The 11,294-nt window shown below is 69.2% G+C and carries 8 protein-coding genes and 2 pseudogenes; 4 read left to right on the top strand and 6 right to left on the bottom strand.

The annotated features are described in order from the left end of the window. Window positions 1-159 precede the first annotated feature (159 nt). On the top strand, window positions 160-969 hold the full coding sequence (locus ACFY16_RS35180; RefSeq protein ID WP_390651296.1) for a leucine-rich repeat domain-containing protein: 810 nt from the start codon (window positions 160-162) through the stop codon (window positions 967-969). 576 nt (window positions 970-1,545) lie between these two features. Here the strand turns inward: ACFY16_RS35180 and ACFY16_RS35175 are convergent. Continuing rightward, window positions 1,546-2,726, bottom strand: a protein-coding gene (locus ACFY16_RS35175) for an IS3 family transposase (protein WP_390651295.1) whose coding sequence is annotated in 2 segments (ribosomal slippage) — window positions 1,546-2,459 and window positions 2,459-2,726 — 1,182 coding nt in all. Because the reading frame shifts where the segments join, the coding sequence is not laid out codon by codon here. A 247-nt stretch (window positions 2,727-2,973) separates the two neighbouring features. Here ACFY16_RS35175 and ACFY16_RS35170 point away from each other — a divergent pair. Further along, window positions 2,974-4,560 (top strand): IS4 family transposase, encoded by a 1,587-nt coding sequence (locus ACFY16_RS35170; RefSeq protein WP_390651389.1) that lies wholly within the window; start codon window positions 2,974-2,976, stop codon window positions 4,558-4,560. 40 nt (window positions 4,561-4,600) lie between these two features. Here the strand turns inward: ACFY16_RS35170 and ACFY16_RS35165 are convergent. The 5 genes and pseudogenes from ACFY16_RS35165 to ACFY16_RS35145 form a co-directional block, all read right to left on the bottom strand. Further along, window positions 4,601-4,744: pseudogene (locus ACFY16_RS35165) on the bottom strand (IS5/IS1182 family transposase); the annotation flags it as partial. A gap of 60 nt (window positions 4,745-4,804) precedes the next feature. Further along, window positions 4,805-5,778 (bottom strand): annotated as a pseudogene (locus ACFY16_RS35160) (IS5 family transposase). 77 nt (window positions 5,779-5,855) lie between these two features. Continuing rightward, entirely contained in the window at window positions 5,856-6,266 is a 411-nt protein-coding gene (locus ACFY16_RS35155; RefSeq protein ID WP_388929034.1) for a RacP protein, read from the bottom strand. 2 nt (window positions 6,267-6,268) lie between these two features. Continuing rightward, entirely contained in the window at window positions 6,269-7,177 is a 909-nt protein-coding gene (locus ACFY16_RS35150; protein ID WP_390651294.1) for a DUF6192 family protein, read from the bottom strand. Window positions 7,178-7,873: 696 nt separating this feature from the next. Then, window positions 7,874-8,470 carry a TetR/AcrR family transcriptional regulator gene (locus tag ACFY16_RS35145; protein ID WP_390651293.1) on the bottom strand — a complete coding sequence of 199 codons (597 nt, stop codon included), beginning with the start codon at window positions 8,468-8,470 and terminating at the stop codon, window positions 7,874-7,876. 149 nt (window positions 8,471-8,619) lie between these two features. Here ACFY16_RS35145 and ACFY16_RS35140 point away from each other — a divergent pair, with 149 nt between their 5' ends. Together ACFY16_RS35140 and ACFY16_RS35135 are read left to right on the top strand one after the other, a co-directional pair. Further along, window positions 8,620-9,381 carry an SDR family NAD(P)-dependent oxidoreductase gene (locus ACFY16_RS35140; RefSeq protein ID WP_390651292.1) on the top strand — a complete coding sequence of 254 codons (762 nt, stop codon included), beginning with the start codon at window positions 8,620-8,622 and terminating at the stop codon, window positions 9,379-9,381. Window positions 9,382-9,662: 281 nt separating this feature from the next. After that, entirely contained in the window at window positions 9,663-11,048 is a 1,386-nt protein-coding gene (locus tag ACFY16_RS35135; protein WP_390651291.1) for an MFS transporter, read from the top strand. Window positions 11,049-11,294 lie beyond the last annotated feature (246 nt).

Below are 11,294 nucleotides of genomic sequence, written 5' to 3'. Positions count from 1 at the left end.
TTGCGGGCAAACAGCGCAGCGATGTGGAACTTCACGCAATTCCCCATCTACAGCGTCAGCTTCCCCAAGTAAACGTTCGAGCACGACGGGCGGATGTCCTCTGTGCACTCCCCGGGTGATCAGTCATGGGGTTTGCGCCGGCCCTCGTATCTTTGCGCCATGACGAGCGAGAGAGAGCCACAGCTCTATGTGAACCGCTGGGGTGACACATCGGATCCGGCCCCGGAACGGCGCGGGGCCCGCCAGGATGTCTGCGCGTGTTTCGACCAGTCCAGGCCGCATCCGCGAGCCCGGGTCGGATTTCACGCCGAGCGCCAGGACACCTCCGCTCCAGGCTGGCGGCGTCTGCTGGAGCTGATTGACGAGGCCGCCGCCGACGGGCGTGAGGAGTTCCGCCCACTGGTGGAGCTCAGCCCGGACGAGCGGCGGCAGATCGTTACTCTGCCTCCGAGTATCGCCCGGCTGACCGCGGTCAAGCACCTCGTGCTCTACGGCAGCAATCTGGTCCGGATCCCGCCCGAGATCGGGGCCATGACCAACTTGGAGGAGTTCTCGCCCTACACCTCCTACCGGCTGCACTGGTTCCCCTACGAACTCACCCGATGCCGGAAGCTGGCCCGCAGCACGGTGAGTACACGCGCGTTGTTCGGCAACTACAAGTTGCGGCCGCCGTTCCCGCGCCTGCAGCCTTCCCCCGACTCCGTCACGGACCTCGACCCGGGAAACCTGGATCCCCGGCGTTGGGGCACAACGGCCATCCAGAGGTGCAGCGTCTGCGAACGCCCGATCGGACAGGCCGAACTCCACCAGATGTGGATCTCGCTGCACGTGGCCACTGACGTATTGCCCCTGCTGGTGAACGCCTGCTCATCGGCGTGTGTCGCCGCACTGCCCAGCGGTGCGCGCGACTACATCCCCACGCCGCACAAGGGCGGCCGAGTCGACCAGCCGCCGTCCGACTGGGACTGACCAGCCGGACGGCGCTTCGCCAGCTGGTCGGTCAGAGAGGCGATTGCAGCCGCGCGCTGAAGCCCGAACGTGCGGGTGAGGACACTGGTGTTGCCGATGGGGAAATTCGTGATCGTCGACACGGCCCAGTCCCCGACCGGCGGCAGCGCTTGGTGATCAGGTGCGTGGAGAAGTTGTCGCAGACGATGGCGATGCGCACGTCGGCCGGGTAGAGGCTGCGCCGGCCCTCGTCGTCATCGATCTCGCGAACCCGTACTCGCAGGGCGTTGACCTGCCGTGGTCGGGGTCATGGTCGTGCTGGGCGTGCAGTTTTGACCGGTCGTCTGGATGGTTGCGGGTGTTCGCGCGTACGGTGGCGGTGAGACCTGCCTGGAGGTGTTCATGAGCGTCCAGCCCGAGAGCGGGCCTGTTCCGCCGGCCCCGCTCGCGCCGACCGCGGCTGCGCAGGTGCTTGTCCAGCTCCGGGTGAGTGCCCGCGCCGCGTCGTGGGTGCCGGCGTTTGAGCAGGACTGGTCGCGGGCCTTGGAGGATTCCCGCCACAGCTGGGGCCTTCCCCGTGATCGTGGACACCGGTTGTCATGCGGCGGTGGCCAGCGTAGTTGATCGCTGCTCGTAGGTGGTCGGGCTGATCTGGCCGAGGCCGGAGTGCCGGCGGCGGGTGTTGTAGCGGGTTGCCCATCGGAAGACGGCGAGGCGGGCCTCACGGGCTCCGTTCCACCGCTTTCGTCCTTGCAGCGTCTCGCGTTTCATGGTCGCGTTCAGAGATTCCGCGGCGGCGTTGTCCGCGCTGGTGCCCACCGCGCCGCGCGATCTGGTCACGCCGAGCTCCGAGCAGACCTGGGCGAACTCCTTCGACACGTATTGCGCTCCGTTGTCGCTGTGGAAGATCGCCCCGCGCAGGCCGTCGGCGCCTCGGGCAGCAGCGGCGGCCCTGAGCGCGTCGGTGACCAGCTCCGTGCGCATGTGGTCGGCGATCGACCAGCCCGCCAGTCGCTTTGAGCACAGGTCCAACACCGTTGCCAAATACAGGAACTGACCGCCTCCGATCGGGAGGTAGGTTATGTCGCCGACGTACTTGGTGTTCGGCGCCTGGGCGGTGAAGTCGCGCCGCAGCAGGTCCGGCACCGGCGTCGCCGACGGCTCGGGGACGGTGGTACGGACCTTCTTGCGCAGGTGCACCCCGACGATGTTGAACATGCGCATGACGCGCTCCACACGCTTGTGGTTGACCAGTCTCCCGGTGTCCTTCAGCTCGGCGGTGACACGCGGAACCCCGTAGGTGCCGTCCGAGTCCTGATGGATTTCTGCGATGTGTTCGGCGAGCTCGGCGTCCGCCCGGGCCCGAGCGGCCCGCGCGTCCCCGGCGGCCAGCCACCGGTAGAAGCCGGAACGCGAGACCTGCAGCATCCGGCACAGCCGCTTGACGCCGAAGGCGCCACGGTGATCGTCGACGAACTGGAAGCGGCTGCTCACCAGTTGGTCTCGGCCGCAAAATACTTCGCGGCCCTCCGCAGGATCTCCCGTTCGAGCTCGAGTTCCTTCACCCGTGCCCGCAGTTGCCGGTTCTCCTTCTCCATCGCGGTGGCCTCCACCGCCCCGGGTCGGGCGGCCTGCTCGGCGTCCCGGACCCAGATCCGCAGTGTCTCGTGGTTGATGCCCAGGTCCTTGGCCACCGAGGCGTACGTCCCACCCGGGCTGGCGTGGTACAGCGCGACGGCATCGGCCTTGAACTCAGGCGAGTACTTCGACGTCCCCAACGGGAACTCCTGTCCTATGGATCCTCACGATCCAATGATCAGGGTGTCCACGATCAAGGGGAAACTCCCAAGGCCGGGTAGTTAGCGTTTTCGCCGGTCACGCAAGGGAGTTGAAGGATTCTCGACGCAGAGCAACGGAGCTCGTTGGTACAGGCAGTCGACCAAGACAGCTTGTCCCGAAGGAGCTCCGTTGCCCCGTCATTGTGTCCTGCCATCCGCGCTGACGACTATCACCCGTACGGTCACCGTGGCCGCGGGCCCGTTCGCTCCCGGGCATCTGGGGGAGCTGACTGCGGTCGTGCCGTTCGAGCTCGTGGACGCGGTCCTTGCGGAGACGCGGACGGTGCAGCGGCGACTGCGCGATCTTCCGTCGCGGGTCGGGGTCTACTTCCTGCTGGCGATGTGCCTGTTCCCCGAGGTCGGCTATCGCCTCGTCTGGGACAAGTTGACCGTGGGTCTGTCCGGGATGCTGGTGGTCTGTCCGTCGGCGAAGGCGTTGCGTGACCTGCGCCGGCGCCTCGGCAGCACGCCGGTGCGGGCGTTGTTCGAGGTGCTCGCCGGGTTGCTGGCCCGGCCGACGACGCCGGGGGTGCGTTTCGGTCCGTACCGGACTGTGTCGTTCGACGGCTGCAGTTCGCTGAGGGTTCCCGATTCCGAACGGAACCGGGCCTGGCTGGGCAGGACTTCGCATCATGGCTATCCGACGCTGGAGTTGATGACGCTGGTCGAGACCGGCACCCGGGCCCTGGTCGGCGCGGTGTTCGGCCCCACCGCCGAGGGCGAGACAAGCTACGCCGGCCGACTGCTGCATCTGCTGCGGCCGGACATGCTGGTGCTGTGGGACAAGGGATTCGACAGCAACGCCTTCCTGGCGAAGGTGACCGACACCGGTGCCCAGGTGTTGGGACGGCTCCGCAGCAACCGGCGCACGCCGGTCCTCACCCGCCTCGTTGATGGCTCTTACCTGTCGGTGATCGGCGTCGTGAAAGTGCGGGTCATCGACGCACAGATCGCCGTGACCTGTGCGGACGGCACGTCCTTCACCGGGTCCTATCGACTGGTCACCACCCTGACCGACGCCCGCCGTTACCCCGCCACCGCGCTGGTGGGTCTCTATCACCAGCGGTGGGAACACGAATCGGCCTACTACGCGCTCCGCCACACGATCATGAACGGGCGTAACCTGCGCTCGGGAGACCCGGCCGGCATCGAGCAGGAGATGTGGTCCCTGCTCACGCTCTACCAGGCTCTGCGCACCGTGATGGTCGACGCCGCCGAGTCCCTCCCCGGCACCGACCCGGACCGCTGCTGTTTCAGCATCGCGCTCCACACCGCCCGGGACCAGGTGATCCAGGCCGCCGGCATCGTCACCGCGGACGCCGATCGGGACACGCTCCTCGGGACGATCGGCCGCCGGATCCTGACCGGCCTGCTCCCTGCCCGGCGGCAACGGGTCAGCACCCGCAAGGTCAAGTCACCGATGTCCCGCTATAGCGAGCGCCGCGACGACGGCCGCCCCGACACCAGCCGCACCGTCACCCGCCTCGACGTCACCGTCCTCGAACCCGTGGATCAGTCGCCCGCGCTGCCCACGACCTCTCGGGACGACCGCCACGCCACCCCAGCCGCGCGGCGCCGACACCGCATCCTGGCACTGCTCCAGGAAGACCCCACGCGTCTCTGGCAGCCCCGCGACATCGCCGCCCACTTCGGCGACATCACCTTGGAGACCATGTACAGACAACTCAACCGGTGGGCCGCCAGCGGCCTCATCCACAAGCTCGGCCCCGGCCTCTACGCCGCAACACCATGGTCCCCAGCCCTACTTGCGTGACCTGCGAAAACGCTAACTACCCGGCCTTGGGTGAAGACCCGATTGCGGCCAGCACTTCGCGGTCGCCGTGCCGACGTCGGCCACCGCCCTGAGGCCGCGATGGCGCCTCCGGCACCACCCGCTGGAACATCTCCCACAACTCGTCCGGCACCAGCCGCTCAACGATCCCTGCCACGACCGGCAGCTTACCCAGCCAAATGAGATGACGTCTTAATCGGCCGTGCTTGAGTGCTTAGTGCCTGTGTCACATCCTCTTTCCGCAGGTAGCGGCGTTGTGAGGTCGGTTGTTGATCGGGTTTGCCGTTCGGGTGGGCGTCCATGGACGCCCACCCGAACGGCAGTTGGAGATCGTCAGGCTGCTGTCGTGAGAGGGGCCGGGATGGCCTCGACGCGGCGGTTTCGGCGGGTGAGGCGGCGGCTCATGAGGGTGATGAACGCCCACTGGATGTGGGCCTCGGCGTGGGACAGGAGGCGCTCGTAGTCCCTCGCGTTGCGGCGGGCCCGCATCGTCCACGAATTCGACCGCTCGACCACCCAGCGTTTCGGCAACAGGACGAAACCTTTGGCGTCCTTGGGGCGGGAGACGACCTTGACGGTGATGCCGAGGGTGCCCTGTGCCCAGGTGGCGAACTCCTCGCCGCCGTAGCCGTTGTCGGCCCAGACGAGCACGATCTCGGGATGCTCAGTGTGCAGGCGGGTGAGGAGGATGCGGGCCGCGTCCCGGTCCGTGACGTCGGCTGGCGTGACGAGGAGATCGACCAAGAGGCCGTCCTGATCGACCAGGAGATGGCGCTTCCTCCCGTTTATGTGCTTATTTGCGTCGTAGCCGCGAGTCGCCTTCGAGACGGTCTCGGCGCCCTTGACGGACTGGGAGTCGACGATCACGCGGACCGGCCAGGGACACCGCCGTCGCAGGATTCGCAGTCGTCGGCGGAGATGGTCGAGGACGTGGCGCAGGACGCCGGCCTTCGCCCAGCGGGCGAAGTAGCCGAACACGGTGCGCCAGGGGATGCCGAAGTCGGCGGGCAGCGCCCGCCACTTCGCGCCGTTGTCGGTGATGTAGCGGATCGCGTCGACGACGCGCCGACGGGGCCACTTCTCCGGGGCACCGCCCCTGGCGGTCCGGCAGGCGGGAACCGGCAACAACCGTTCCAGGAGAGCCCATTCGAGGTCGCTGGTGTCGGACGGGTAGTGGTAGCGGGGCAGGTCCGGGGGCATGGCGGGGTGTCGGGCCGCGACCTGTGCTGGGAGCCAACTGCGGGGCGGTCGCGGCCCGTCGCCTTCCTCGGATGGGGTCACTCCAGGTTGGCGAGGAGGTGCAGGGTCGACTCGATCGCGCCCATCTGCGCCATGACCGTGCGGATGTAGGGGTCGTCGGGCTTCTTCTTGCGGTGCGCGAGGAGGATGCCCTCGATGAAGTTGACGATCCGGTGGTGGGTGGACTCGAAGAACGCCCGCTCGTAGCCGATCCAGATCTCCGGCGCGTCGTCCAGCATCCGGTAGCCCCAGGTTCTGTCCCAGGTGATCGGCGGCAGGCCCTTCGCGGCGGCGACCTTGCGCAGATGCGCGAGGCCGGTGTGGACCTGGGCGCGGGTGCGTTCGGTGGCCGCCATGAGCTGGACGACGGTCAGGCCGGCGGGGCGGGCCTCCAGGAGGGCGGAGAGGATGGCTTCGGCGTGGACGTGAGCGGGAACGCCCCGCCCCACGGCTACTCGCCCGAGCCCTTCAGCAGCTTCTGGAGCTGCTCGTCGAGGTCGACCTCGCCGCGGGTGACCGCGTTCTCGATCCAGTCGGCCGACGCCCGCACCCTGGAAAGGCCGTGCAGGACCGTCTCGCGTTCGGCGTCGTCGAACGGCGCCCCGCGCAGGTTCGGCACGATCCTCCCGGCGGTGACGACGAACTGCGTGCAGGCCGCGACCAGGTCCATGAACTGGACGCTGTGCTCCATCCGCGCCAGCTGCGGCAGCGGCGCCGCCTCGTCCTGCACGAACGCGGCCTCCTGGCGGAAGCGGTCGAACTGCGCCTCGTTCACGGCATGCCGGGCCGTGTCGTCGGCCATCGCCTTCGAGGCGACCGCGGGCCGGCGCAGGAAGTCCGTCGTCACCTTCGCGGCGACCTGGTCGTCGGCGGCGAGGTCGTGGATCGCGTCGACCTTCTCCTGGATGCTCTCGGGGGTGTCGACCTTCCAGCCCACGATCCGCTTCGCGCTGTCGTGCGTCCACCGCGCCGGCCCTCCGCGCGGATGGGCCGGAGGACTGGCGACCGCCTCGAACCGTTCCTTCTCGTCCGGGATCGAGGCGAGGATCTTGTGGATCGTGTGCGAGACGTCCGCGCGGCGGTGCTCCTTGGGCCAGCGCGAGGCCACCCACCGGTAGTCCCGCACCGTCGTGTAGGCGAGGCCGACGTCCTCGGCGAACATCCGCAGGGCCTCGCTGACGGTGAACAACTCCTCGCTCCCCGACGGATTCACCCCGCCGTGGGCGCGCATCGGCTCGATCTCCCCGGCCGCGTCCCCCAGCCGCCACTGCACGGAGCTCATCTCCGCGACCCAGCCCCGGCCCAGCTCCACGAGCTCGTCGTAGCGCTGCCGGGTCACGCTGCCGACCATCCCGGTCATCCGGACACCACCCCCACGAGTCCCCGGGGACGACACCCGACCCGTGCCGTCAACTCGCCCTGGAAACCCTCCACTTCGCACGATCCGACCGCTTCGCCCCCGGCGGGAAGAGCGTACGGACCCGGCGCCCGAAGCGGCCCCACGGTCCGGCGGCGTGCGGGCTCACTCCCCGCCTGCCCGCGCGCGCCGCGCGTGCCAGGCCCGTTTGCGGCAGACGGGAGAGCAGTAGACCGCCGAGACGAGGCGGTCGACCCCGACCGTCCACTGCGCCCCGCACTGCGGGCACTCGGCCCTCACGCCGGCCGTCACCGCTTCGGTCCGTGCCTTCGTCCGCCGCGCCCGGCGCCAGCTCCTCGACCGGCAGGCCGACGAACAGAACACCGCCGTCGCCTTCGCTGACGGCATCAACGGATCACCGCATCCACGACACAAACGCGGCCCGCCCTCGTCGGCCGCAATGACGACCAACCGCAGCCGGGGCACCCTGTCACCGCCCATGTGCTTCACCGTACGAAGCAGACACCCTCGTCGGCCATGAACTCCCGTGATCCTGAGGGTCGTTCAACCGGTCGCTGCCCCAGATCGGGCTGCTGCCGGTGAGAACCCTGACCGCCAGCCGCAAACGACCGGCGGTCCGCGCCGGCCCGGCCGCGGGCTCGCACGGAGGCGAGCCCGTCGGCACTTTCCGGGGTGGCATCAGTCGGCTGTGCCGTACCTGAGTCCGTCGAGGGTGAGGTCGAGGAGGCGTTCGGCCTCCTCGCGCTCCTCGGGCTTTCCCGAGGCGAGGGCGACGCCGGTGAGGGCGGCGAACATGACAGCCGGGCTGACGTCCGACCGGATCGTCCCAGTGGCGGTCGCGGCGTCCATGAGCGAGGTGAGGGCGGCCATGATCAGCTCGCGGCTGTGGTCGTAGGGGTTGACGCCGGAGTCGACCACGGCGCGCAAGGCCTCGGCCATCCCCAGTTTCGCGGTGGCGTAGTCGATGAAGCGCCCCATCCAGGCGCGGAGCGCCTCGCGTGGCGGCATGGCCGCCAGGAGTTCGGAAGCGGCCTCGCACAGCCGGCTCAGCTCGTTGCGGTAGGCGGCCTCGATCAGCGCCTCCCGGGTGGGGAAGTTCCGGTAGAGAGTGCCCGAGCCCACGCCCGCCTCCTTGGCGATGCGCTCAAGGTGCGCCTCCAGCCCTTCTTCGGCGAAGACGCGTACGGCCGCGGAAAGGATCTTCTCGCGGTTGCGCCGCGCGTCGGCCCGCAGCGGTCGCCCGGTGTCTGTAGTCACGTAAGGGCCCTTCCTCATCGAGTTTAAGTGGAGGCGCCTCCACATCTTGCTAAGTGGAGGCGGCCCCGCTTATAGTCAAGGAAGCGGCGACGCCTCCACTTACGAGTGTAGAGCACATCCCGCCGCCGTCCGCAGGGTGCGGCACCCCCAATCGCAAGGAGAAAATGATGAGCCTCCCGCTCGAAGGCAAGGTCGCCGTGGTCACCGGCGGCGCGTCCGGCGTCGGCCTGGGGATCGCCCAGGAATTCGTGGACCAGGGCGCCCGCGTGGTCATCACCGACCTGCAGCAGAAGCCCCTGGACGAGGCGGTCGCCACGGTCGGCCCGAACTGCTCGGGCATCGTCGCCGACGTCACCAAGCTCGCGGACATGGAGGCGATGTATCAGGAGGTCATCGCGCGCCACGGACGCCTCGACGCGGTCGTGGCCAACGCCGGCATCGGCGCCCACGCCCCGCTCGGCGCGATCACCGAGGAACAGTTCGAGAAGACCTTCAACGTCAACGCCAAGGGCGTCCTGTTCACCGTCCAGCCGGCGATCCCGCTGCTGCCGTCCGGCGGCACGGTCGTCATCATCGGCTCGACCGCCTCCATCCAGCCCCCGGCCGGCATGGGCCTGTACGGCGGCGCCAAGGCCGCCGTGCGCGCCTTCATCCGGTCCTGGATCCAGGACATCAAGGGCACCGGCATCCGCATGAACGTCCTCAGCCCCGGCGCCGTGGACACCGAATCCCTGCGCCGCGCCCTCGGCATGGCGCAGGGCGCCGACGCCGTCCCGGCCGCGGTCCAGAAGATGGGCGAGGGCAACCCCACCGGCCGGATCGCCGACCCCCGCGAGATGGGCAAGGCCGTGGCCTTCCTCTCCAGCGACGCCTCCAGCTTCATCACCGGTGTCGAGCTCTTCGCCGACGGCGGCATGGCCCAGGTCTGAGCAGCCAAGCCGTAGCACGCGCGCCCGACGACCAGGCCCGCCGGGCGCGCGCCACCCCGCCGACATCCCCTTTCCGGGCCAGGCTTCGACCGGCCCGTTCCCGCCGGCGCCACAGGCGCCCGCGATCACCCCTCTCCGTCGGGGCCAGGCGCGACCGCCGCTCCGCACACCGCTCACACTCTGTCGGCCCCCGAAGGCCAGAACAGGACCCCGCCATGTCCACAACGCAGCGCATCCCTGCCGCTATACCGCCGACTTCGTCCGCCCCATCGCCCGCCACCTTGCAGCGCAGCAGCCGCCGCGCGGCGTTCGGCATCATGATCGTGCTGGTCGGGCAGCTGATGCTCACCCTCGACGGCACCATCGTCAACGTGGCCCTGCCCAGCATCGGCACCGGCCTCGGCCTGGGCCCGTCCGCCCTGTCCTGGATCGTCAACGCCTACACCCTCGCCTTCGGCGGCCTGATGCTGACGGGCGGCCGGCTCGGAGACACCTACGGCCGGCTGCGCGTCTTCCTCATCGGCCTGAGCATCTTCACCGCGTCGTCCCTGGTCGGCGGCTTCGCCCAGACCCCCACCCTGCTGATCGCCGCCCGCGCGGCGCAGGGCATCGGCGCAGCACTCGCCGCACCCGGCGTGCTCGCCCTGGTCACCACCAGCGCCCGCGACGACGCTGCACGCAACCGGGCCCTGGCTCTGTTCGCCGCCGTCGGTATCGGCGGCAGCACCCTCGGTCTCCTCCTGGGCGGTGTGGTCACCGAAGTCGGATCCTGGCGCTGGACCCTGTTCATCAACGTCCCCATCGGCATCGCCGTGCTCGCCCTCGCCCCGCGGTTCGTTGCCGAAACCCCGCGCAACCCCGGCCGCTTCGACCTTATCGGCGCACTGAGTGCCACCGGCGCGGCCGTGGCGATCGTCTGGGCACTGATCGGCGCACCCGAGCACGGCTGGGCCTCCTTCCAGACCATCGGCTCGCTCACAGCCGGCGGTGCGCTCCTAGCGGCGCTGACCGTCACCGAACGCCGGGTCGCCAACCCGATGCTGGTGCCCGCCCTGCTGCGCGACCGACGCCGCCTGGGCGCTCTCGCCGTCACCACCCTGGTCTTCGGCTCCCAGATCGCGACGTTCTTCCTGGTCGTGCAGTACGTCCAGCGGGTGCTGCACTTCGGCCCCATCGCTGCCGGTGCTGCGTTCTTGCCGATGACACTGGGCATCTTCGCCATGGCACGCATCGCTCCCAAGCTAGTGGCCCGCTTCGGACAGAAGCCGCTGCTGATCACTGGCACCCTCGGCCTGACCGCCAGCTACGTCTGGCTCAGCAACATCGACACGACCAGCGGCTATGTCACTGCGGTCCTCGTTCCCCTGCTGATCAACGGCGTCTCGGCCGGACTGACCTTCATGCCGGCCGCCTCCCTGGTGATGGGCGGGGTCGAGCCGCAGCACGCCGGATCGGCCTCCGGCCTGCTCCAGACGGTCCAGCAGCTGGGCGGCGCCATCGGACTCGCCGTCGTCGTCTCGGTCTACGCCGCCGGAGCCGTCCCCGGCCAGTTCGTCCCCGGGGCCCGCGCCGCATTCTTGACCACCGCCGCATTCACGCTCCTGGCCTCCGCCCTGGCAGCCCTCATCCTGCGCTCCCACCGACCGGCCCACGCCAAGACCAACTAAAAGCACCACCCGGCGAGCCGGCTTCCCACCCTCGTGGGAAGCCGGCTCGCCGCCGTCCGCCCGCCCACGGACCAGGCGGCCAGATCCAACGAGCCGTCCACCGACCAATCACAACCGCAGCTCTGTCATGTCGGCCTCAGGAACAGGCACTTAGGGCGCGTATCGAGTCGCGATCAATCTTCGGGTATTGCCCTCGCGTCGAGGCGTGGTCCGGTAGATCGTCTTGCGTGACGCGAGTGCAACTGA

Origin of the sequence: Streptomyces sp. NPDC001315, assembly GCF_042896175.1 — a bacterium.
GTDB lineage: Bacteria > Actinomycetota > Actinomycetes > Streptomycetales > Streptomycetaceae > Streptomyces.
This window is presented reverse-complemented; position numbering and strand designations above follow the sequence as displayed.